The 22,973-nt window shown below is 64.3% G+C and carries 22 protein-coding genes; 13 read left to right on the top strand and 9 right to left on the bottom strand.

Annotation, left to right across the window (positions count from 1 at the left end):
* Positions 1–45 precede the first annotated feature (45 nt).
* Positions 46–1,296, top strand: coding sequence for a flavin-dependent oxidoreductase (locus ACM42_RS36970; protein ID WP_028180307.1), 1,251 nt, complete (start codon positions 46–48; stop codon positions 1,294–1,296).
* Positions 1,297–1,516: 220 nt separating this feature from the next.
* Here ACM42_RS36970 and ACM42_RS36965 read toward each other — a convergent pair whose 3' ends face one another.
* Both ACM42_RS36965 and ACM42_RS36960 read right to left on the bottom strand, forming a co-directional pair.
* Positions 1,517–1,969, bottom strand: a complete 453-nt coding sequence (locus tag ACM42_RS36965) for a cupin domain-containing protein (protein WP_271533377.1) — start codon at positions 1,967–1,969, stop codon at positions 1,517–1,519.
* Positions 1,970–1,999: 30 nt separating this feature from the next.
* Entirely contained in the window at positions 2,000–3,175 is a 1,176-nt protein-coding gene (locus tag ACM42_RS36960; RefSeq protein WP_271533376.1) for an ABC transporter substrate-binding protein, read from the bottom strand.
* A gap of 252 nt (positions 3,176–3,427) precedes the next feature.
* Between ACM42_RS36960 and ACM42_RS36955 the strand changes: the two genes are divergently transcribed.
* The 3 genes from ACM42_RS36955 to ACM42_RS36945 all read left to right on the top strand — a co-directional run bounded on the left by ACM42_RS36955 (position 3,428) and on the right by ACM42_RS36945 (position 6,266).
* Positions 3,428–3,946: a MarR family winged helix-turn-helix transcriptional regulator gene (locus ACM42_RS36955; RefSeq protein ID WP_035672496.1), complete on the top strand. Its 519-nt coding sequence runs from the start codon at positions 3,428–3,430 to the stop codon at positions 3,944–3,946.
* Positions 3,947–4,094: 148 nt separating this feature from the next.
* A complete protein-coding gene (locus ACM42_RS36950) occupies positions 4,095–5,786 on the top strand; it encodes a benzoate-CoA ligase family protein (protein ID WP_271533375.1) in 1,692 nt (563 codons plus the stop codon).
* A gap of 15 nt (positions 5,787–5,801) precedes the next feature.
* Positions 5,802–6,266, top strand: a complete 465-nt coding sequence (locus ACM42_RS36945; RefSeq protein WP_271533374.1) for a RidA family protein — start codon at positions 5,802–5,804, stop codon at positions 6,264–6,266.
* A gap of 26 nt (positions 6,267–6,292) precedes the next feature.
* Here the strand turns inward: ACM42_RS36945 and ACM42_RS36940 are convergent, their stop codons facing one another.
* Positions 6,293–7,021, bottom strand: coding sequence for a CBS domain-containing protein (locus ACM42_RS36940; RefSeq protein WP_271533373.1), 729 nt, complete (start codon positions 7,019–7,021; stop codon positions 6,293–6,295).
* 210 nt (positions 7,022–7,231) lie between these two features.
* On the opposite strand from ACM42_RS36940, the gene ACM42_RS36935 reads away from it, so the two are divergent.
* Complete coding sequence (locus ACM42_RS36935) at positions 7,232–9,085, top strand: PHA/PHB synthase family protein (protein WP_271533372.1); 1,854 nt, start codon at positions 7,232–7,234, stop codon at positions 9,083–9,085.
* Here ACM42_RS36935 and ACM42_RS36930 read toward each other — a convergent pair.
* Genes ACM42_RS36930 through ACM42_RS36920 form a run of 3 tightly spaced genes read right to left on the bottom strand, consistent with a single transcriptional unit; the run spans position 9,082 to position 12,613 of the window.
* Positions 9,082–10,056, bottom strand: coding sequence for a CHAD domain-containing protein (locus ACM42_RS36930; protein ID WP_271533371.1), 975 nt, complete (start codon positions 10,054–10,056; stop codon positions 9,082–9,084). The two genes, ACM42_RS36935 and ACM42_RS36930, sit on opposite strands and share 4 nt — an antisense overlap.
* An 11-nt stretch (positions 10,057–10,067) precedes the next feature.
* Positions 10,068–11,618 (bottom strand): bifunctional aminoglycoside phosphotransferase/ATP-binding protein, encoded by a 1,551-nt coding sequence (locus tag ACM42_RS36925; protein ID WP_442868966.1) that lies wholly within the window; start codon positions 11,616–11,618, stop codon positions 10,068–10,070.
* Positions 11,619–11,629: 11 nt separating this feature from the next.
* Positions 11,630–12,613 carry a zinc-dependent alcohol dehydrogenase family protein gene (locus ACM42_RS36920; protein WP_271533370.1) on the bottom strand — a complete coding sequence of 328 codons (984 nt, stop codon included), beginning with the start codon at positions 12,611–12,613 and terminating at the stop codon, positions 11,630–11,632.
* A gap of 177 nt (positions 12,614–12,790) precedes the next feature.
* Between ACM42_RS36920 and ACM42_RS36915 the strand changes: the two genes are divergently transcribed.
* On the top strand, positions 12,791–13,624 hold the full coding sequence (locus tag ACM42_RS36915; protein WP_271533369.1) for a universal stress protein: 834 nt from the start codon (positions 12,791–12,793) through the stop codon (positions 13,622–13,624).
* 64 nt (positions 13,625–13,688) lie between these two features.
* A complete protein-coding gene (locus ACM42_RS36910; protein WP_271533368.1) occupies positions 13,689–16,382 on the top strand; it encodes a bifunctional acetate--CoA ligase family protein/GNAT family N-acetyltransferase in 2,694 nt (897 codons plus the stop codon).
* 37 nt (positions 16,383–16,419) lie between these two features.
* Here ACM42_RS36910 and ACM42_RS36905 read toward each other — a convergent pair whose 3' ends face one another.
* Complete coding sequence (locus ACM42_RS36905) at positions 16,420–16,908, bottom strand: phage holin family protein (RefSeq protein ID WP_271533367.1); 489 nt, start codon at positions 16,906–16,908, stop codon at positions 16,420–16,422.
* Positions 16,909–17,184, bottom strand: a complete 276-nt coding sequence (locus ACM42_RS36900; protein WP_035704954.1) for a hypothetical protein — start codon at positions 17,182–17,184, stop codon at positions 16,909–16,911.
* Positions 17,185–17,360: 176 nt separating this feature from the next.
* Between ACM42_RS36900 and ACM42_RS36895 the strand changes: the two genes are divergently transcribed.
* From ACM42_RS36895 to ACM42_RS36885, 3 genes are read left to right on the top strand one after another with little or no spacing between them, the layout of a single operon-like run.
* Positions 17,361–18,497: an ABC transporter permease gene (locus tag ACM42_RS36895; protein ID WP_271533366.1), complete on the top strand. Its 1,137-nt coding sequence runs from the start codon at positions 17,361–17,363 to the stop codon at positions 18,495–18,497.
* Between the two features lie 2 nt (positions 18,498–18,499).
* Positions 18,500–19,267 carry an ABC transporter ATP-binding protein gene (locus ACM42_RS36890; RefSeq protein ID WP_271533365.1) on the top strand — a complete coding sequence of 256 codons (768 nt, stop codon included), beginning with the start codon at positions 18,500–18,502 and terminating at the stop codon, positions 19,265–19,267.
* A gap of 3 nt (positions 19,268–19,270) precedes the next feature.
* Positions 19,271–20,374 (top strand): ABC-type transport auxiliary lipoprotein family protein, encoded by a 1,104-nt coding sequence (locus ACM42_RS36885; protein ID WP_271533364.1) that lies wholly within the window; start codon positions 19,271–19,273, stop codon positions 20,372–20,374.
* Positions 20,375–20,380: 6 nt separating this feature from the next.
* On the opposite strand, the gene ACM42_RS36880 is transcribed toward ACM42_RS36885, so the two are convergent.
* Positions 20,381–20,698: a c-type cytochrome gene (locus ACM42_RS36880; protein ID WP_271533363.1), complete on the bottom strand. Its 318-nt coding sequence runs from the start codon at positions 20,696–20,698 to the stop codon at positions 20,381–20,383.
* A gap of 150 nt (positions 20,699–20,848) precedes the next feature.
* Between ACM42_RS36880 and ACM42_RS36875 the strand changes: the two genes are divergently transcribed.
* From ACM42_RS36875 to ACM42_RS36865, 3 genes are all read left to right on the top strand, one after another.
* Positions 20,849–21,562 (top strand): helix-turn-helix domain-containing protein, encoded by a 714-nt coding sequence (locus ACM42_RS36875; RefSeq protein ID WP_271533731.1) that lies wholly within the window; start codon positions 20,849–20,851, stop codon positions 21,560–21,562.
* 91 nt (positions 21,563–21,653) lie between these two features.
* Complete coding sequence (locus tag ACM42_RS36870; RefSeq protein WP_271533768.1) at positions 21,654–21,782, top strand: hypothetical protein; 129 nt, start codon at positions 21,654–21,656, stop codon at positions 21,780–21,782.
* Positions 21,783–22,063: 281 nt separating this feature from the next.
* Entirely contained in the window at positions 22,064–22,792 is a 729-nt protein-coding gene (locus ACM42_RS36865; protein ID WP_271533362.1) for a Crp/Fnr family transcriptional regulator, read from the top strand.
* Positions 22,793–22,973 lie beyond the last annotated feature (181 nt).

The following is a 22,973-nucleotide window of genomic DNA, read 5'->3' as shown; positions in this document are numbered from 1 at the left end:
GTGCGACGTTAACCCGTTGCCTGTGTTTCGAGTGGAGTTAGGGCGATGAAGGCGATTATCGTCGGTGGCGGTATCGGTGGTCTCACCACGGCGTTGATGTTCCGCTCGCGGGGCCTGGATTGCGAGATCTACGAGCAGGCCGACACCATCCGCGAACTCGGCGTCGGCATCAACACGCTGCCGCATGCAATGCGCGAGTTGGCCGGGCTCGGTCTTTTGCAGAGGCTCGACGACGTCGCGATCCGCACCGATCAGCTCTATTACCTCAACCGCCACGGCCAGGAGGTCTGGCGCGAAGCCCGCGGCATCGACGCTGGTCACGACGTGCCGCAATTCTCGATCCATCGTGGGCGCCTTCAGGGCGTCATCCATCGCGCGGTCGAGGAGCGGCTCGGACCGGACGCAATTCACACCGGCTGCCGGCTCGGGGCCTTCACGCAGGATGAGGGCGGCGTCACCGCTTACTTCTTCGATCGTGCCGGCGCGCACGTCCACACCGCCCGTGGCGACATCCTGATCGGCGCCGACGGGATCCACTCACGCGTCCGGGAGACGCTGTTTCCGAACGAGGGGCCGCCGTGCTGGAACGGCTTGATGCTGTGGCGCGGCGCCCGCGACTGGCCGCTGTTCCTCACCGGCAAATCGATGATCGTGGCCGGCGGTCTCAATGCCAAGGTGGTGATCTATCCGATCGCGGAAGGATCGAGCCCGGCGAGCCGCCTGACTAATTGGGCGGTGCTGGTGAAGGTGGGCGAAGGCAATGCGCCGCCGCCGCGGAAAGAAGACTGGTCGCGGCCGGGGCGGCGTGAGGAACTGATGCCGCATGTGGCACGCTTCTCCGTGCCGTATATTGACGTCAAGAGCCTGATCTCGGCGACGCCCGAATTCTACGAGTATCCGACCTGCGACCGCGACCCCTTGCCCTATTGGTCGTCCGGGCGCGTCACGTTGCTCGGCGATGCCGCGCATCCCATGTATCCCGTCGGCTCGAACGGCGCCTCGCAGGCGATCCTCGACGCGCGCTGCCTTGCGGATGCGCTGGTGCGTGCCGAGCATCCGCGCCAGGCGCTGCTGGAATACGAGAAGAAGCGCCTGCCGATGACGGCGGATATCGTTCGCTCCAACCGGCGCGGCGGCCCTGAGGGCGTCATCGACGCCGTCGAGCAGCTTGCGCCCGACGGCTTCGACAATGTCGATAACGTCCTGAGTTATTCCCAGCGCGAGGCGATCGTGCGCGGCTACGCCACCAAGGCCGGCTTTGCCGCGGTCCCGGGACTTGCGGCGGTACGCGCCTGAAACCGCCGATTGAGCGGACCGAGTTTGAGAAATCTACGCTAGCCAGGAGCCCAGATCACCTCTCCCATAGGGAGAGGTCGGATCGCATCGAAAGATGCGATCCGGGTGAGGGGTTACAATCTCACTGATCGCTGCGGCCCCTCACCCGGATTGCTGCGCAACCCGACCTCTCCCCGCTGGGGAGAGGTGGCCCAGCCGCGCGAGCCTCACATGATCCATGCTAGCCGGGCGGCGGCGGCAGGAAGTGGATGTTGAACTCGGCGGCCATCGTCACCACGTCCTCCGGCTTCTGCTCCTTCATGTTGTGAAGGCCCCAGAACAGGTCGAACAGCCTGCGGCTTGGGGAGACCCAGAACAGCACTTTTGCGGTCTGCTCCGACTTGTTGAAGATGCCGTGAGGCACGCCCATGCCGAGCCGGATCAGGTCGCCGGCGGTCGCCTGCGACTCCGAATTGCCGAGCATGAAATCGAGCTTACCTTCCAGCATGTAGAGATACTCATCCTGATCAGGATGAATGTGCGGCGGCACGAATGTGCCCGGCGGCAGTGTCGCATGCCAGGAGAAGCTGTGCTCGGCGTAGCTCTTCGGCACATAGGTCTGGCCGAGGATGTTCCAGGAAATGCCCTGGATGCCCTCATTTGCCCGGGTGATGCCGGTGATTTCGCTCTTCATTGCAGTCCTCCCGTAACGCGATACGCGGCCTTAATTCGCCGCCTTGCAGTCCTTGGCATAGCGGTCGCCGTAGTTCTCGAAGACCTTCTGGACGATCTCGGTCTGGAACTTGCCGTCCGGACGCTTGGCGACTTTGGTCAGGTAGAAATCCTGGATGGGATAGCCGTTGGTGTTGAACTTGAAGGTGCCGCGCAGCGAGGTGAAGTCGGCCTTCTTGAGCGCCGCGCGAACGGCGTCCTTGTTCGATAGATCGCCCTTCACCGCCTTGACCGCGCTGTCGATCAGCATCGCGGCGTCATAGGCCTGAAAGGCGTAGGTGCCGGGCACGATGTTATAAGCGGCCTCATAGGCGGCAACGAACTTCTTGTTCTGGGGATTGTCGAGATTGGGCGCCCAGTTCGCGCCGCCGAACATGCCGACCGCGGCGTCCTGCTGCGCCGGCAGGGTCGATTCATCCACCGTGAAGGCCGAGAGCACCGGAATGGTGTCGGCAAGGCCGGCCTGCCGGTACTGCTTGACGAGATTGACGCCGAGGCCGCCGGGCATGAACGTGAACAGTGCATCGGGCTTCTGCGACGAGATCTTGGACAACTCCGGCTGGAAGTCCAGCGTGTTCAGCGGCATGTAGGATTCCTCGACGATCTCGCCCTTGTAGTCGAGCTTGAACCCGGCAACCGAATCCTTGCCGGCCTGATAGTTCGGCACCATCAGGTACATGCGCTTGTAGCCGCGATCCTGCGCGACCTTGCCGAGGATCTCGTGCACCTGATCATTCTGATACGAAGTCACATAGAAGAACGGGTTGCAGTCCTTGCCGGCGAAGGTCGACGGCCCGGCATTGGGGCTGATCAGGAAGGTCTTCGATTCCGTGATGGGCCGGTGGATCGCCTGGAGGATGTTGGAGAAGATCGGTCCGACCACGAAGTCGACCTTCTCGCGCTCAAGAAGGCCCTTGACCTTGGTCACCGCTGCATCCGGCTTCAACTCGTCGTCGACGACGACGACCTCGACATCACGGCCGCCCATCTTGCTGCCGAGATCTTTCACTGCAAGCGCAAAGCCGTCCCGAACCTGTTGGCCAAGCGCGGCGGCAGGCCCCGACAGGGTCACGATCACACCCAGCTTGATTTTTTCCTGGGCAAGGGCAGGGGTCACCACGGTGCCGAGCAGCACGGCGGCTGCGGCCAAGGTCATTTGCGTCTTCATGATCTGTCCCTCGTGACGATTGGCTTGCGCTGCAAGCCACGTACTCCAAATTCAAACTTATGCCGATGATGGTCGCCGCGGCAAGCCGAGCTCGAGGCGTCGCATTCTGCAAGGAGCGCCGCATGCAAACGGCGCGCCAATTATTTGAAGCCTAAAGAAACTGGTGGTGCGGTCGATTGTTGCAGCTTTGGACTTGCAGCCGGCTCCGATTTATTTGAAGCTCAAAACGTTGGGGAATCCGTGCCGGCGGCAATGCCGGCCGTGAGTGACTGCATCAACATGCTCGATTCCGAGACCAAGGCCGTCGAAACGCCGGAGGACCACGCCGAAGAGCTTCGGCTGTGGCTGCGGCTCCTGACCTGCACGACGCTGATCGAGGGCGAGGTGCGCGGCCGGCTGCGGCAGCGGTTCGACGTCACGCTGCCCCGTTTTGACCTGATGGCGCAGCTCGACAAGGCGCCTGACGGCATGACGCTGTCCGATGTCTCCAAGCGCATGATGGTATCGAACGGCAATGTCACCGGCCTCGTGGAGCGGCTGGTGGATTCCGGTCATCTCGACCGGCGGACCTCGGAGACGGACCGCCGCGTCCAGGTGATCCGACTCACGAAGCTCGGCCGCGCCGAGTTTCGCCGAATGGCTGCGGAACACGAAACCTGGATCGCCGATCTCTTCGCCGACCTGACCCCGAAGGACGTGCGCGAGCTGATGCGGCTCCTGGCCAAGACCAAGGCGTCCGCGCAGAAATCGGCCGCGCGCCGCCGGTCGTAGGCCCCGCCGCTGGGACGGGCCGCCAATCCCTCTTGCCGCAGGAAAAAGCACGGCGTGCCCAAAATCCGCTATTGCGCCGAATTGTTTTAAGCCTAAAATGTTTCCAGATCGTGCTGCCGGGTGCAATCCATGCTGAAAGGAGCGTGCGATGGCCAACGCCGCCAAGATTCAAATGTCGGGTTCGTGTGACGGCAACGCCTCGACGGCCCATGTCGATACGTTCGCGCGGCAACATCTGCCGCCGCGCGAGCTCTGGCCCGAATTCATCTTCACTCGGCCGGAGCTGCACTACCCCCCGCGACTGAACTGCGTCAGCTATTTCCTGGATCGCTGGGTCGAGCAGGGACATGGCGAGGCGCCCTGCGTCATCAGCCCTTCCGTCAGCTACACCTATCACGAGCTGCAGGCGCTGGTGAACCGCATCGCCAACGTGCTGGTCGGCAAGCTCGGTCTCGTCCCCGGCGGCCGCGTGCTGTTGCGCTCTGCCAACAACCCCATGATGGTTGCGACCTATCTCGCGGTGATCAAGGCCGGCGGCATCGTCGTGGCGACGATGCCGCTGCTCCGCGCCAAGGAGCTGTCCTATCCGATCCAGAAAGCGGCGATCACGCTGGCGCTGTGTGACGGAAAACTCGCCGACGAGATGGAGAAGGCGAAGGCCGCTGCGCCCGGTCTCGAGCGTGTCGTCTATTGGGGCAATGACACCGACAATTCACTCGAGGCGCTGATCGCCGATGCCAGCTCTGAGTTCACAGCCGTCGATACCGCGTCCGACGACATCTGCCTGATCGCTTTCACATCGGGCACGACAGGTGATCCCAAGGGCACCATGCATTTCCACCGCGACATGCTCGCGGTCTGCGACGGTTACGCGCGCAACATCCTGCGCGCCGGGCAGAAGGATCGTTTCATCGGCTCGGCCCCGCTCGCCTTCACCTTCGGCTTCGGCGGCGTGCTGTTTCCGATGCATATCGGCGCCTCCTTCGTCGTGCTGGAGAAGACGACGCCCGACGACCTGCTGTCGGCGATCGAGCAGTACAAGACCACGGTTTGCTTCACGGCGCCGACCGCGTACCGCGCCATGATCGGCAAGCTTCCGGGCCGCGACATCTCCTCGCTTCGCAAATGCGTCTCCGCAGGCGAGACGCTGCCCAAGCCGACATTCGATGCTTGGCTCAAGGCGACCGGGATCAAGCTGATGGACGGCATCGGTTCGACCGAGATGCTGCACATCTTCATCAGCGCGACCGAGGACGAGATCCGCCCCGGCGCCACCGGCAAGCCCGTGCCGGGCTATGAGGCCAAGATCGTCGATGATGAGGGCCGCGACGTGCCGCCCGGGACGATGGGTCGTCTCGCCGTGCGCGGGCCGACGGGCTGCCGCTATCTGGCCGACGAGCGGCAGCGGAAATATGTTCAGAACGGCTGGAACATCACCGGCGACACCTATCTGATGGATGGCGACGGCTATTTCTGGTACCAGTCGCGCTCCGACGACATGATCGTGTCGGCCGGCTACAACATCGCAGGGACCGATGTCGAAGCGGCGCTGCTCACGCATCCGGCTGTCGCCGAGTGCGGCGTGGTCGGAGCGCCGGACGAGGCGCGCGGCATGATCGTGAAGGCCTATGTCATCGCCGCGCCCGGCGTGACTGCGGACGCGCAGCTCGTGGCGGAGCTGCAGGAGCATGTCAAGCGCGAGATCGCTCCTTACAAATATCCGCGCGCGATCGAGTTCGTGACGCAATTGCCGAAGACCGAAACCGGCAAGCTGAAGCGCTTTGCCCTGCGACAACTGGCGCAGGTCGCGGCCACGTCCTCAGGCGTCGCTGCGGAATGAGAGAAGGATAGAGAATTGTCCGTGACGCCCCCGAAAGGCTCGCAACTCGCGGTGCTGCCGCCAGCAGCCGAGGACGGAACGCGCATCAAGGCGCAGATCCTCCAGCCGTCAGGCTGGCCGGTGCCGAAAGGCTATGCCAACGGCATGGCTGCCGAAGGGCGCATCGTCGTCACCGGCGGGGTGATCGGCTGGGACGCAGAAGAGCGCCTCGCGGAAGGCTTCGTCGCGCAGGTGCGCCAGACCTTGGACAACATCGCCGCGATCCTGGCCGAGGCCGGTGCCCGGCCCGAGCACCTCGTGCGCCTGACCTGGTACGTCGTCGACATGGACGAGTACCTCGCCAACCTGAAGGAACTGGGCAGGGTCTATCGCGACGTCTTCGGAGCGCACTATCCTGCGATGGCGCTGGTTCAGGTGGTCCGCCTCGTGGAGAAGGCGGCGCGCGTCGAAATCGAAGCCACCGCCGTCATTCCTGGCTGAACTCTTCCGCGATCGGCTCGCCTTGGTCAGCTCGCCTTGGCGAGCTCGTCGTCCTCGGGCGAGTTCAGATAGACGCCGGACATGGTGTCGACCCAGCACAGATGGTCGTGCACCTTCTTCACGCCCTCGACGTTCTCCGCGGCGACGATCGCGGCCTGCCGTGCGCGCTCTTCGGTGATGACGCCGCTGAGATGAACGATACCGTTGCGCACGATGACGTTCAGCCCGAATGGGCACCAGTCGTTCTTCTCCATGGTATCGATGATGCGGCTGCGAATGTGGTCGTCATCCGCGGTCGGATCCGGCACTTCGCGGGCGAGCCCCGCCACCGCCTGCAGCAGATTGGCGCGGGATACGATCCCGACGACCTTGTCGCCGCGCATGACGGGCAGCCGCTTGATGTTGTTCCGCTCCATGAGAGCGACGATCTCCGCGAGCGCCGTATCCTCCGTGATCGTCACGGGCGAGTCGGTCATCACTTCCGAGACCTTGCGGCCGTGCTCATGGACGAAGTCGCTGGCGGATTTGCCGGGACCAAGGATGAACCGCAGCCAACGCCCGCGCTTGCGCCCGGTGCCGATTTCGCTGCGGCGGATGAAGTCTCCTTCCGACACGACACCGAGCAGCTTGCCGGTCTCGTCGACCACCGTGAGTCCGCTGACATGCCGCTTCAGCATGATATTTGCCGCTTCGACGATGCTGGTGTCGGGGGTTACCGAGATGACCGACCGGGTCATGATCTGGTGGGCGCGCATGGACAACTCCGCTGGCTTGTTGAATTTCGATGCGCGAAAACTAACTCGGGTATCGAGGTGCGGTTTGACTCAAGTCAATCGGGCGAACATGGATCGAACCCGATTGAGCAATTGTGATCCGGACCCGGATTTGATGCAGCTCAACACGTCGTCGAGGCCGAGCCGTATCCTGTTGCCGACGTTGAACTGAAGCCCGCAGGAATTTGAGCCATGAGCGTCGTGCAGAAATTTCCACGGGCTGAAGAACCGGCGGTGCAGGTTCTCCCCACCCATCCCGTCGCTGGTCCGGAGGTCTCGACGGCGAGTCCCGAAAGGCTCGAACACATGCCGGTTGCCGCCGGTCCTCTGCCTGGATCGGAGCCATATCCTTTTGACCGCGCTTTTCACGCGATGCTGGCGCGGTTCACGGGCGGGATATCGCCGCTTGCCTTGTCGCTCGCCTGGCTCGATTGGAGCTCGCATCTCGCCGCGGCGCCGCAGCGCCAGATGGAGATTTCCCGTAACATCCTTCGCGACAGCGGCCGGCTCGTGGAAGCTGCTGCGCACGCGATGTCGCCTGGGCAAAAGCCGTGGGCTGTGATCGCGCCGCAGCAGCGGGATCGCCGTTTCAGCGGATCGCAATGGGAGACCCCGCCGTTCAACCTGCTGGCGCAGGCGTTTCTGCTCGCAGAGCGCTGGTGGCGCGATGCTGCGACGGGCGTACGCGGCGTGTCGCACGCAAATGAAGCGATCGTCGAGTTCTCGATGCGCCAGTTGCTCGACATGCTGGCGCCGTCGAACTTCGCTGCGACCAATCCGAAGGTGCTGGAGAAGGCGTTCCAGAGCGGCGGGGAGAATTTCGTCTTCGGCTGGCAGAACTGGTGCAGCGACATGATGCGCCTGCTCTCCAACTCGAAATTGGCGGACGACGGGCAGTTCGTGGTGGGCAAGACGGTGGCGGTTTCACCCGGCAAGGTCGTCTACCGCAACGAGCTGATCGAGCTGATTCAGTACTATCCGACCACCGCGAAGGTGCGGCCCGAGCCGATCCTGATCGTGCCGGCCTGGATCATGAAATACTACATCCTCGATCTGTCGCCGCATAACTCGCTGATCAAATATCTGACCGGTCAAGGCTTCACCGTGTTCGCGATCTCCTGGCGCAACCCGGATGCGAGGGATCGGGATCTCGCCTTCGACGATTATCGCAGGCTGGGCGTCATGGCGGCGCTGGACATGATCGGCCTGATCATGCCGGGTCGGAAGACCCATGCGCTCGGCTATTGTCTGGGAGGCACATTGCTGTCCATCGCCGCCGCCGCGATGGAGCGCGACGGTGATAACCGCTTCGGCACTGTCACTCTCCTGGCGGCCCAGACCGACTTCACCGAGGCCGGAGAGCTGACGCTCTTCATCAACGAGAGCCAGGTGGCCTTTCTCGAAGACATGATGTGGCAGCGCGGCTATCTCGACACGACGCAGATGGCCGGCGCCTTCCAGCTGCTGCGCTCGAACGAACTGATCTGGTCGCGACTGTCACATGACTATCTGATGGGCGAGAGCGCACCGCCGAGCGATTTGATGGCCTGGAATGCCGACGCCACGCGGCTGCCTTATCGCATGCACTCGGAGTATTTGCGCAAGCTGTTCCTCGACAACGATCTGGCGGGAGGGCGCTATCTCGTCGGAGGCAGGAGCATTTCGCTCTCCGATATCCACGCGCCGATGTTCGTGGTCGGCACGCTCGCCGATCACGTGGCGCCATGGCGATCAGTCTACAAGGTCCACTATCAGGTCGATGCTGACGTGACGTTCCTGTTGACCAGCGGCGGTCACAATGCCGGTGTCGTTGCGCCTCCGGAGGAGCCCGGCCACAGCTATCAGGTGATGACCAAGGCTGCTGATGCTCCCTATGTTGGTGCGGATGAATGGCTGAAGCTGGCTCCGCGAGTTGAAGGGTCGTGGTGGCCGGAATGGGCCAAATGGCTCGCGGTGCGCTCCGCCGCGCCCTGCGATCCGCCGCAGATCGGGCTTGGAGGCGCACCCGGCCTGCCCGATGCGCCGGGAGACTATGTTCACACCTAAATCTCCGGCTCGGAGCTCGGCGCGAGGTCCGAGGAGCGGAAGGGCTTGGCCTTGTCCAATTTCCGGTAGGCCACTGACGCGGTTCGCAACAGCTGCTTTTCCCGCTTTCGGTTGAGGAAGCGATTGGCTGCATCGAGGCCGGTGCCGTTCAAGGACGCGGCCAGCGCCTGTCCTCGTGCATCGTCGTTCAATTGTCCGAGTGCTCTTTGTGCCTTGCGCAATTGCTTGAGGATGGACTTGTGTTTCGTCGGCGTTTCCGCGGCAAACAGGTCCTGGAGCGATTCGATCGAATAGGTCAGCCGCTTGTTGAGAAGCCGCAGCTTGTGTCGCTTCTCGACGTCGAGCTTGCGGAGTTTTCGCGCTTTCTTGAGCAGCCTCGTCTCCCACTCGGTCAGCCGCTCCATCGCGTGTTCGGCGAGCGTGCGGCGGCGCAGTCGAATGGCTTCCTTGCTGCGCCGGGTCGACCAGGGGCCGCTTTCGATCCAGGTCGAGGTCTGCTCGACCAGGCGGCGGTACCGTGCGGATTGCAGCGCACGCGCCAGCAGCCGGTGGCTCTCGGCCCGTTTCTCGTCCCAGTGCTGAAGCTCGGCGACAACGGCGAGCTCGTCGCCACTCTCGGCGACGACCCGCTCGATCGCCACATCGAGATCCCGCACCATGCCGAGCTGGCTGTTCAGCCATTTCAGTTCAGCCCAGACGTGCGGGCGCAGCGCGTCGTCGACCATCGGCGAGAAGAAGCGGATGGCAGTACGCAGATGCGTCAGTGCGATGCGGATCTGGTGCAGAGCTTCGGGATCGCCGCGGCAGGTCCCGTCGTGCTGAGCGATCACGGCATCGAGGTGACGGCGGGCGATGATCCGGAAGGCCGTGTCGCAGGCCATGCCGGGGCTGAGGCGGCCGGGCAGGGTATTGCGGCGCGTCGCCGGCTTGGCACGCGTGGTCGCCCTCGAGCTTGTGGTGGGTCCCGACATCCTTGCCCGCATCAATCAGGTTGCGTTGTTTGCCCCTTGGCGATCGCGTTCCGGCAATTCTGCAGCGTCTGCTCTTCTGTCCCGGATGCATCGATGGTCGCCCAGCCGACATGGCCGATCTTATAGTGCTCTTGCAGCGCGGCAACCTCTTGCGTGGCGTCCGATGCATCTCCCCGGCGGCTTCCGATCCGCGCCTGCCGGGTCGCGAGGTCTGCGACCAGGAATAGACCGTTCAGCGCCACGTTGCGCTCGCGCGCCAGCGCGGCGATCGCGTCGCGTTCGTCCTCGCGGGCGAATACGCCGTCGATGAGCGCCGAATGACCTTGCGCCAGCACCCGCCGGGCGTGCTGAGCCAGCGTGTCGTAGACGCGGGCCGTGACCTCCGGCGTATAGGCGGATGGCGGCAGGCGGTGCGTGTCCTCGACCCCGAACATTTGCTTGCGGACCAGATCGCTGCGCAGCACGACGGCTCCCGGCTGCGGCGCGACCAGCGGCGCCAGCGCGTGCGCCAGAACGGTCTTTCCGGTGCCGGACAGTCCCCCGACCGCAATCAGACGCGGAGCAGGGGGACGGATCAGCATCCTGGCGAGGTCAAAATAGCGCTGTGCCTGGTCGAGAATGCCGGGACCATCGGAATGCGGCCGCTTCAGCCGTGCCAGGGCCACCTGGGCGCGGATCGCCGCACGGATGGACATGAACAGCGGCAGGGCCGAGAGCGCGTCGAGATTGTCGGCCGGCGTCGCTGCAAGATAGCGGTTCAGGGCGATATTGGCCGCGCGCAGTTGGTCGTGCTGCAACAGGTCCATGAGGGTGAACGCGAGGTCGTAGAGCACGTCGACCGTCGCCATCTGCGCATCGAACTCGATGGCGTCGAACAGCACCGGCCGATCGTCGATCAGAACGATGTTTGCGAGGTGCAGATCGCCATGACAGCGGCGCACGAAGCCCTGGCGGCCGCGCTCTGCGAGCAGGGGACGAATACGCAGAAATGCCTCGTGCGACGCCTTGCCGAGCCTTTCGATGTCTTCCGCGTTGAAATGTCCGCCGGTCCGCAGCCCGTCACTGTTGCCGTCGATCAGGGCCGGGATGGATGAGACCCAGGCTTCTCCGTCGGCGCGTGTCGCCGCCGCGTGCGCCGCCGCGATTGCGTCAGCGGCAGCCGAGGCGAGCTTCGCCTCCAGCGGACCGGCCTTTGCCAGATGATCCAGTGTCCTGTTTTCGTCGAAACGCGACATGTCGACCGCATACTCGATTGCCCGGCCGGCGCCGTCGACCTTTAGAGATCCATCCGGCTCTTCGGTGATCGCCACGACGCCATGATAGATCTGCGGCGCCAGCGGCCGGTTGATCCTGATCTCCTCCTCGCAGGCCGCCTTGCGCTTCTCGAGCGTCGAATAGTCAAGGAAAGGAAACCGGACGGCGCGCTTGATCTTCAGCGCGCGCTTTGCGTCCAGGAACACCGAGGCTCCATGCGTGTCGATCCGCGTCACGCCGGGATGGTCGGTCAGCATCTGGAAGATGCGCTCCTGGGCCGCCGTTTCATCCTCGATCGAAGAGGGCATTCGAAGCACCATCACGGCGTCAGCACGGCTGCGCCGAGAATCTGGCCATTCCGCAGCATGCCAAGAACCTCGTTGGCCTGATCGAGCGGAAACGCCGTCGTCTCGGTACGCACGCCGGCTTGCGGGGCGACCTTTAGAAAATCGAGGCCATCCTGCCGGGTCAGATTGGCGACCGACACCAACTGCCGCTCCTGCCAGAGCAAGTCGTACGGAAAGCTTGGAATGTCGGTCATGTGGATGCCGGCGCATACGACGCGCCCGCCTTTGCGGACGGCGCGCAACGCGGCCGGAACGAGCTCGCCGGCTGGTGCGTAGATGATGGCGGCGTCGAGCGGCTCGTCGGGCGCTTCGTCCGATGACCCCGCCCAGACCGCGCCGAGACGACGTGCAAGGTCTTGTGCAGCGGCGTCGCCGCGTCGCGTGAATGCATGGACGGATCGTCCCTGCCAAACCGCGACCTGCGCAATGATGTGGCCGGCTGCGCCAAAGCCGTAGAGGCCGAGTCGGTCGGCGGGGCCGGCCAGAACCAGCGAGCGCCAGCCGATCAGCCCTGCGCACAGCAGGGGCGCAATCTCCACGTCGCTGCCGGCCTCACCGAGCGGAAAAGCGTAGCGAGCGTCGGCGATGGTGTGGGTTGCGTAGCCGCCGTCGCGCGTATAGCCCGTGAAGAGCGGTGCGTCACAAAGGTTTTCCATGCCCTCCCGGCAAAATCGACACGTTCCGCAGGTGAAGCCGAGCCAGGGAATGCCGACCCGGTCGCCAGGCGCATGTGTTGTCACATTCGGCCCAACGAGGTCGACCCGGCCGACGATCTCGTGGCCAGGCACGATCGGATAGCGAATATCGGGCAGCTCCGCGTCGACGAGATGAAGGTCGGTCCGGCATACGCCGCAGGCGCTGATCTTCACCCGGAGCTGACCCTCGCCCGGAATCGGGTCAGGCCGCTCCTCCATCTGGAGCCGCGCTCGTGGGGCCGGCAACACCATCGCACGCATGAGTCTCTCCGGGGCGAACCGCTCCCATTGAGCTATTCATAGAATGACTAAGCGGCCAGTCCTTGACGCCGGTCAACGCCTGTTCCCGCGGTGACCGGATAGAGTCTCTCTGCCCTTGACGAGGATCAAGCGCCTCGACGAGCGCCGGCCTATCGTGGCGACCCCAGGAGAATGCGGATGCCCATCAAGGACGTCTTTCTGCCCCTTGTCGGCGAGCCGCGCGGGCCGGCTGTGGTCGCGATAGAGAAATGCGTGGCCGTTGCCGCCGATCTCGGCGCCAGGATCACCGCGCTCGCGCTCGAGGAAGAAGTCTTCGAGCGACCGAGGGTGATGCTGCCTTACGATCGCGATTCCGAGCACGCCAGCCCCGAGGCCGGCGACATGCAACAGCTCCTGAATGCCTTCACCAGCGCAGCTTCCCGCGCCAACATTCGCGCCCAGAGCAGATCGGGCAAGGTGCCTGCGGATCAGATCGGGGCGATCCTGGCCGAGCATGCCCGCTTCAGCGACCTCACGCTGGTTCCCGTGAAACCGCACGACAGCCGAACAGAGAGCATTGTCGAAGCCTTCTTGTTCGGATCCGGCCGGCCGCTTCTGCTCTGTCCCGAACATCTCGCGGACGAACTTCGGCCTGAATTCGAAAACGTCTTGATTGCCTGGGACCACTCTGCGCGCGCCGCGCGTGCGGTCGGTGACGCATTGCCCATTCTTCGGGCTGCCACCTCGGTCCGCGTGGTGACCGTGGCGGAGGACAAGACCGAGGTGGTCGTGCAATCCGGCGCAGCTCTCGTCGACTACTTGAGGGAACATGGGGTCTATGCTTCGTTCGACACGACGAAAGGCGGCGGCAGCTCGATCGGCAAGGTACTGGGAAGCTGGGCGAATTCCCATGGCATCGATGCGATCGTCATGGGCGCCTATCATCATTCGCGCCTGAACGAGATCCTCTGGGGCGGTGTGACAAAGACCGTCATTGGCCAGCCACCGTGCTGGGTTATGATCTCGCACTAGGCTCCTTCTTTCGGCTTGATCGTCAACCAATCGGAACCGCCGCTGACCCGGCGCATTTTCTTTCATGTCAACCTATCGTCTGAACAACCTGCTGTCGCCGCGCTCGGTCGCGCTCGTCGGGGCGAGCGCCCGTCCGGGGTCCGTGGGACGCGCCGTCCTGGACAACATTCGCAAGGCCGGATTCAAGGGGCAGTTTGGCCTCGTGAATCCGCGCCATGCCGAGATCGGCGGCGTCGCGGCGGTGAAGAGCCTGGACAGACTGGACTTCGTGCCCGAGCTCGTGGTCATCACCGCCCCCGCAGGCGAGATTCCAGGCATTGTCGACCAAGCCGGGCGTCGCGGGTCTGCGGGCGCGCTGATCGTCTCGGCCGGGCTCGGCCAGGGACCGGGATCGCTGCACGAGGCCACAAGCACTGCTGCCCGAAAATACGGCATGCGGCTGATCGGACCGAACTGCCTCGGCATCATGATGCCCGGCGTCAGCCTGAATGCCAGTTTCGCCGCGCATATGCCGGGGGCGGGTAACCTCGCGCTGATCTCGCAATCGGGCGCAATTGCCGCTGGCATGGTGGATTGGGCCGCGCAGCGCGGCGTCGGCTTCTCTGGCATCGTCTCGATCGGCGATCAGATCGACGTCGATATCGCCGATCTGCTCGACTATTTCGCGATGGATCACAAGACCCGCGCGATCCTGCTCTATATCGAGGCCATCAAGGACGCGCGCAAGTTCATGTCGGCGGCGCGCGCCGCGGCGCGTGTCAAGCCCGTCGTCGTGGTGAAGTCCGGCCGTATGGCGCAGGGCGCAAAGGCGGCTGCCACCCACACCGGTGCGCTCGCCGGCGCCGACGCTGTCTACGACGCGGCGTTCCGCCGCGCGGGTGTCCTTCGGGTCTCCGATCTGCGTGAGCTGTTCGACTGTGCCGAGACACTCGGCCGCGTCGAATCGCCGACGGGAAAGCGTCTCGCCATCCTGACCAACGGTGGCGGCATCGGCGTCCTTGCGATCGATCGATTGGTCGAACTCGGAGGAATTCCGGCAACCATCTCGGCCGAGGCGCGCAAGAAGCTCGATGCCGCGCTGCCGCCGACCTGGTCCGGTGCGAATCCCGTTGACATCGTGGGCGATGCCGACGCCGCGCGCTACGCGGTGGCGCTGGAGGAACTGCTGGCCGATCGTGACAACGACGCAGTCCTGGTCCTCAACGTGCAAACGGCGATCGCCTCGGCCGCCGAGATCGCCACGACCGTGACGGAGCTCGTCAGAAAATATCGCGAGCAGCACCGCAGCTGGGCGAAGCCCGTCTTGGCGGCCTGGGTTGGAGCCGATCAGCACATCATTCAGACACTCTCCAGCGCCGGTGTGCCGAACTATCCGACCGAGGACGACGCCGTGCGCGGCTTCATGTATCTGGTCCGGCACCGCGAGGTGGTGGAGGAGCTGAGCCAGGTTCCTCCCGCGATGCCTGATACCTTCGTTCCGGACGCCCGGGGAGCGAGGCAGATCGTCACCGCCGCGGTCGCGGATGGCCGTGAATGGCTCGAGCCTGTCGAGATCAAGCACCTGCTCGAAGCCTATGACATCGCGATGGTGCCGACCTATGCGGCGACCGATGTCGAGCAGGCGGTTGCCTATGCGAACGTCATCTTCGCACAGGGCGACACCGTCGTGCTGAAGATCATGTCGCGGGACATCGTCCACAAATCCGACGTCGGCGGCGTCGTTCTCAACCTGACCACGCCTGAAGCAGTCCGAGTGGCCGCCACGAGCATTATCGCGCGCGCGAAAAAGCTGCGTCCGGAGGCGCGCATCGGCGGCGTCATCGTCCAGGCGATGGTCGTCAAGGCGAAAGCGCGCGAGCTGATCCTGGGCCTCGCCGACGATCCGACCTTCGGCACCGTGGTCGTTTTCGGCCGGGGCGGGACGGCGGTGGAGATCATCAATGACAAGGCGCTCGCTCTGCCGCCGCTCGATCTGCAGCTGGCCCGCGACCTGATCGAGCGCACGCGCGTGTCGCGGCTGCTCCGCGCTTACCGGGACGTGCCGGCTGTGAAGCCGGACGCCGTCGCCATGGTGCTGGTCAAGCTGGCGCAGATGGCGGCCGACATTCCCGAGATCCGCGAATTCGACATCAATCCGTTGCTGGCGGACGAAACCGGCGTGACTGCGGTCGATGCCCGCGTGGCGGTCGGGCCGCCGCAGCGGAAGTTTGTCGGCTCCGGCCCGGCCAATTTCGCCGTTCGCGCCTATCCGTCGCAATGGGAGCGCCGCCTCAAGCTCAAGGACGACTGGCGCATCTTCGTGCGGCCCATGCGGCCCGAGGACGAGCCGATCATCCACGAATTCCTGGGCCACGTCACCCCGCATGACCTTCGTCTGCGCTTCTTCGCACCGATGAAGGAATTCACCCACGAATTCATCGCACGCCTGACCCAGCTCGACTATGCGCGCGCGATGGCCTTCGTCGCATTCGACGAGGCCAACGGCGAGATGGTCGGCGTCGTCCGGCTCCATTCCGACTCGATCTACGAGAGCGGCGAATACGCGATCCTGCTGCGGTCCGATCTCAAGGGCAGGGGGCTCGGCTGGGCGCTCATGCAGCTGATCATCGACTATGCGCGGTCGGAAGGACTGAAGGCCATATCGGGTGACGTGCTCCAGGAGAACACCGTGATGCTCGACATGTGCCGGCAGCTCGGCTTCGAGGTCAAGCCGGATCCGGCCGAGCCTGATCTTTGCGACGTCAAGTTGAAGCTCTGAGCGTGCGTTGGAGCATGTCAGCGCAAAGTGCGAGGCTTCAAGAGCGCGCTTCGGCCGATGTTGCGTCGGCGGACTTCTTGGCCGGCGTCCGCAAGTTCTTGATGATGATTGCGATCAGCGGCAGCAGCATCGGCACGATCGTGCTGAGCGGATGATGCACCGCGCCCGACACCTGGGCCTGGAGCGCGCGCGCCTCGAGCTGGAGGGCTTCGATCGAGGCGCCGTGAATTTCGTTGGCAAGCTCGATGTCACGTCCTGACGGAGCGCGGCCGGCGATCACGAAGAGAACGGCCGCGATGACAAAATTGACGGCGCCGAGGATGCCAGCCGCGGCAATTGCGCTCCAGATCTGCACCAACGCGAAATAGGCGGACAACTCCAGCATCAGGAGCCCGAACGCCGCGATCAGCGCCGCGAAGGCACGCAGCCCGAGGCCGATCAGCAGATGGCGCAGCCTGATGTCCGCGATGATCCTGTCGGTACGCCACAGCACGCGTAAATGTTTGACGACGTTCTCGGTATTCACCTAGTGTCTCCTCAACATGAAGCCGACGACCACGCCCAGCGCGAAGGCGGAGGCGAGCGATGTGATCGGACGCTCCGCAACGAGGCCCTGGAGCTGCTCCTGCTCTTGTTCGACGGTCTCGCCGAGCTCGGTGAGCGCGGCCCTGATCTGATCGGCGAGCGCCTCGGCGCGGTCTTTCGAACTCTCGAACATCTCCTCGCCGGCGGTGCTCAGCAGGCGTGTGACGTCAACCTTCAGCGCCCGCAATTCTTCGCCCATCCTGTCACTGTCGAACATGAATCTGGTATCCTCGTTAAATCGAAGCAAGTCTAAGACCCGCCCGTGCGACCGCGCTTGATTTGCGTCAAGAGGCAAGGCGTGTTCGGGGCCTTGAGACAGGTCAAACCGGCCGCCACATGCTGGCCTAGAAATGCCGGCTGAATGGGGACCGATTGTCCCGATGAGGTGGAAGCGTGAACCACGAACCGCTGTTGCTCGCGACGCCGTCCGGCGACGAGCTGAAATTGCGCCCTGAAGGGCCCTGGACTGCCGCCAATGTGGTGATGCTCGAAACCTTGTCCCGGTCGGTCGGAGCCGACGTCGATCGGTCGCGCGTCGTAACCCTGGACATGTCGGGCATCAGCGCGCTCGACACGCTCGGCGCCTGGGTCCTGGAAAAGCTGTCGCGCCGGGCCGCATCGTCAGGCAGATCGGCCGAATTCATCGGCGTCGCCGACCATTTCACCGGGCTATTGGACGAGGTGCGCCAGGTCAACCGCCACACACCGGCCCCGGCGGCGGCACCCAATCCGGTTCTCGCGAGGCTGGGCGATCTCGGCAAGTCCACGGTCGGGGCGCGGGAAGACATCACGATCTTCCTCCAGATGCTCGGCGCATTGTTCATGGCCGTGATAGGCGTGCTGCGCCGGCCGCGTTCGCTGCGGCTGACGTCACTGGTCTATCAGCTCTACCGCATCGGGTGGCAGGCGATCCCCATCGTCGCGCTGATCACCTTCCTGATCGGCGCCATCATCGCGCAGCAGGGCTTCTTCCACTTCCGCAGATTCGGCGCGGAGTCGTATACTGTCGACATGGTCGGCATCCTGGTGCTGCGTGAGCTTGGTGTGCTGATCGTCGCCATCATGGTCGCGGGCCGGTCGGGAAGCGCCTACACCGCCGAGCTCGGCTCGATGAAAATGCGCGAGGAGATCGACGCGCTCTCAACCATGGGGCTCGATCCCGTCGACGTCCTGATCCTGCCGCGCGTTGCGGCCCTGGTCATTGCCCTGCCGATCCTCACCTTCATCGGATCCATTGCCGCGCTCTATGGCGGCGGCCTCGTTGCCCAGTTCTATGGCGACATGGGGCCGCCGATCTACATCGCGCGGCTGCATGAGGCCATTTCGGTCACCCACTTCGAGGTGGGCATCCTGAAGGCGCCGTTCATGGCGCTGGTGATCGGGATCGTGGCCTGTAGCGAGGGATTGCGAGTCAAGGGCAGCGCTGAGTCGCTGGGGCGGCAGACCACGACGTCGGTCGTGAAGTCGATCTTCCTGGTGATCGTGCTCGACGGCCTGTTCGCTGTCTTCTTTGCCTCGATCGGAATGTGACGATGGACGGACCGCAAGACGAGTTCGCGATCCGCGTCAGTGACCTCGTGGTCGGCTTCGGTCGTCAGACCGTGCTCGACCATCTGTCGCTCGACGTTCGCCGGGGCGAGATCCTCGGGCTTGTGGGGGCGTCCGGCGGCGGCAAGTCGGTGCTGATGCGGACCATCATCGGCCTCATCCCGCGCCGCGGCGGGACCATCGAGGTCATGGGGCAATCCGCCGGCGACCACGGTCGAGGCGCAGCGATGGCATGGGGCATCCTATTCCAGCAGGGCGCGCTGTTCTCCTCGCTGACGGTGCGCCAGAACGTCCAGTTTCCGCTCCGTGAGAATCTCGTCCTGTCGCAGGAGCTGATGGACGAGATCGCGATCGCCAAGCTCGAAATGGTCGGCCTGCGCGCCGAGGACGCCGACAAATATCCGGCGGAGCTGTCCGGCGGCATGACCAAGCGCGTGGCGCTGGCGCGCGCGCTCGCGCTCGATCCGCCGATCCTGTTCCTGGACGAGCCGACCTCGGGCCTCGATCCGATCGCCGCCGGCGATTTCGACGTGCTGATCAAGACGCTACAAAGGACGCTGGAGCTCACCGTGTTCATGGTGACCCATGACCTCGCGAGCCTGACCACGGTCTGCGACCGCGTCGCCGCGCTCGCCGACGGCAAGATCGTGGCGATCGGCCCGATGCGCGAATTGCTGCAATCCGAGCATCCCTGGGTGCGCGCCTATTTCCACGGCAAGCGCTCGCAGATGCTGCAACACGAAATGAGATGAGAGATGGAAACCCGCGCTCCCTACGTGCTGATCGGCAGTTTCGTGCTGGCCGCGATCCTCGCGGTGTTCGGCTTCGTCTATTGGCTGAACAACACCGGCGGCATCGGGCCGCGCACGAACTACCACGTGCAATTCCAGGGACCGGTGCCCGGCCTCCTGGTCGGCGCCGGCGTGCTGTTCAACGGCATTCGCGTCGGAGAGGTGACCCAGCTCGGGCTCGCGCCGGACAACCCGCGCTTCGTCAATGCGACGATCTCGGTTGCCACCGCGACGCCGGTCCGCTCCGACACCAAGGTCGGCCTCGAATTTCAGGGCCTCACCGGTGTGCCGGTGGTGACGTTGGAGGGCGGCGTGATCGTCGCCAAATCCGGCGAGCCCTTGACCTTGATCGCGGAGGCCGGCGCCGGCCAGAGCATGACGCAGGCGGCGCGCGACGCGCTGCGGCGGGTCGACACGGTGCTTGAGGACAATTCCGGCCCGCTGAAGGACACCATTGCGAATTTCAAGACCTTCTCCGACGGGCTCGCGCGCAACACCGGCAAGATCGACGGGATTCTGGCGGGCCTCGAGAAGATGACCGGCGGCGGCACGCCCGCGCCGAAGGTCACCTACGACCTGCGCACGCCGCAGAACCTCGGCCCGGCCGGCAAGACTCTGGCCGCTTCACTGGCGATTCCCGAGCCGACAGCGGTCGCAATGCTGCAGACCCAGCGGATGCTGTTCGCGCCCGCCGGGGACAGGCCGGGCTTTGGGGAGTTCCTCTGGGCCGACAGCATTCCGAAACTGGTGCAGGCGCGCCTGATCGACAGCTTCGAGAACTACGACATCGCCCACGCCCCGCTGCGCACGTCGGACCTCGGGCAGGCGGATTACCAGCTCCTGATCGATATCCGGCGCTTCCGGATCGCCACGGAGGGTGAGACTCGGGCCGAGATCGGACTGTCGGCGCGGATCGTCGACAAGAACGGCAAGGTGATTGCCTCGCGCCTCATTGAGACCAGCGAAAAGCTCGACAAGGTCGAGCCGGCCGCGGCCGTCGCCGCCTTCGATGCGGCCTTCGCGCGCATCGTAAAGGAGCTGATCGGTTGGACCGTGCAAGCGGTGTGAGGCCGACTATTCCAGCGTCTTCAGGTAGGACAGGAGGTCGTGGATCTGGTCCGGATTGAGCTCGAAGACCGGCATTTCGGCATGACCGGCGTAGATACCCTCGGCCAGCGCCTCGCCAAGGCTGTCGATCGGATAGCGGCGATGCAGCGTGCGCAGCGGAGGCGCGATCTCGACCGGACTTTTGGAGACGCGGTCGATGGCGTGACAGCGCGCGCAATTGGCCCGAGCAAAGGCCTTGCCGCGCTGTTCGGCCGTGGGGGCCGCCAGCGCAGGCGTAGTCAGAAGCAGCCCGATCAGGCCGTGACGCAGAGCGCTTTGCAGCATGGAAGGTGATCCCGTCGAACCGTGGAGGCAGAATAAGACGGGGATGCCACTCAAATTTGATCTGAGTCAATCGGCTTTGGCGCGATGCAGTAAAATGCAACAGCGCGGTGGACTCGGCCTGGTGTGGGCAGCCCGCGCGAGGAGCGGTGGATGAAGCCTTCCGTGGTCACGATTGAGCCGAACGGACATTTTTGCGACGATTGCGCCGTGCGCGGAGCTGCGGTTTGTTCGTCGCTGGATGTGGCCGAACTCAGGGAATTCGAACATCTCGGCCGCCGCGTCCATTTTAGCTCGGGCGAGACCGTGTTTTCCGAGGAGGACATCACGACCTCGTTCTACAACGTTCTCGAAGGCGTCATGCGGCTGTACAAGCTGCTGCCCGATGGCCGGCGGCAGATCGTCGGTTTTGCCTTGCCCGGTGACTTCCTGGGGATGAATCTATCCGGCCGGCACAACTTCTCGGCCGATGCCATCGGCGCGGTGACCGTGTGCCAATTCGCAAAAGCGCCCTTCACCCGTTTCATCGAGGATCGGCCGCAGCTGCTCAGGCGAATCAATGAGCTGGCCATTCGCGAGTTGAGTCAGGCTCGCGACCATATGGTCCTGCTCGGCCGACGTTCGGCCGATGAGAAGGTCGCGACCTTTCTGCTCGGCTGGCGCGAGCGGCTGGTCGCGCTCAAGGGGCTCTCCGACACGGTGCCGCTTCCGATGAGCCGTCAGGACATCGCCGATTATCTCGGCCTGACCATCGAAACCGTGAGTCGCACCTTCACCAAGCTGGAGCGTCAGGGCGTGATCGAGATCATCCACGGCGGCATCAGCCTGCTCGATCCGGCTCGCGTCGAGGCCATGGCTGCGGCCTGACCTCCTGTCCAAACGCTCTCGGGCATTTGATCCCGATCAATGACGCCGGCCGTGCGCAGCAAAATAATGCTGCAAACAATCCGGGAGGAGCATGATGCCCGCTGACGCGTTGCTGGTGACCATCGTTGTCGTCGCGATCTTCGTCGCATTCGCCGCGGTTCTGGCTTGGGCAGACCGGCAAACCAGCGCGGGTCGGCTCGATCCGGATTCCAAGCGCTGAAGCTGAAGCGCCGCAGGTCTTCGTCCGCTTCCGGCGTGTCGGACCGCCGACTCTTGCCGGGCCGGCGCTGACCCCCAGCTCGACGCAATCACAGCTTGTGCTGCCCGCAACTCTGCGTCGTCCGAGACGCATTCATGCATCCTTTGGATGTGAATTCTCGGCTGTACCACGTCCTTTTGGTGGCATTTACCGCAAATCGCGCGCGTGCTTTCCGGTTGAAAAGCCTGATAACGTTGACTACGCAGGAACCCAATGCCTCGTAGTCTTAGGAGCCCCGCGGCGTGCCTCAGGACAAGACCGGCGATCCCCGACAGTCGGCGGGCAACAAATTATCGGTCCTGCGCAAGCACCCGATCTTCGCGGATCTGGAGCCGGAGGCGCTCGATCAGCTCTGCCGCTACGCCAAGCACACCACCGTCAAGCGCGGCGCGACGATCGCCGCCAAGGGCGATCCCGGCAACAGCCTGTTCGCGGTGGTCGCGGGGACCGTGAAGATCTCGTCCTCGTCGCCCGACGGACGGAACGCCATCCTCAATCTGATCGGTCCGGGCGAAATCTTCGGCGAGATCGCGGTGCTCGACGGCGCTCCCAGGTCGGCGGATGCGACCGCCAACACCAATTGCGAACTCTACGTCATCGATCGCCGGGACTTCCTGCCCTTCGTCAAGAGCCAGCCGGCGCTGGCGATGAAATTCATCGAGCTGCTGTGCGCGCGTCTGCGATGGACCAGTCAGCAGGTCGAGCAGGTGATCCTCCAGAATCTGCCGGGCCGGCTCGCGAGTGCGCTGCTCGGTCTCACCGAAGAGCGCAAGCTCGATTCCGGCAGCGGCACGCTCGCCATCACGCAGCAGGAGATCAGCGAGATGGTGGGGATGACGCGCGAGAGCATCAACAAGCAATTGCGCGCCTGGGCCGGACGTAACTGGGTTCGCCTGGAGCACGGCGCCATCGTGGTGCTGGATACGGACGCGCTGCGCGAGCTCGCCGAGAGCGGCCTCCACGGCGAGTGACGGCGTCTGCCTAAAGCCGAATGGTTTAGGTTGAATCGATTGCCACGGGCTCGGTGCAACCTCTCCCGCTTGCGGGAGAGGTCGCGCCGAAGGCGCGGGTGAAGGCTTTCTCCTCTGGGGATTATCCCATCGCGGAAATACCCTCTCCCCAGCCCTCTCCCGCAAGCGGGAGAGGGAGTTC

The organism is Bradyrhizobium sp. CCBAU 25338, from assembly GCF_028128965.1.
GTDB classification, from domain to species: Bacteria; Pseudomonadota; Alphaproteobacteria; order Rhizobiales; family Xanthobacteraceae; genus Bradyrhizobium; species Bradyrhizobium liaoningense.
The sequence above is the reverse complement of the archived record's forward strand: the minus strand, read 5'-3'. Positions and strand labels throughout refer to the sequence as shown.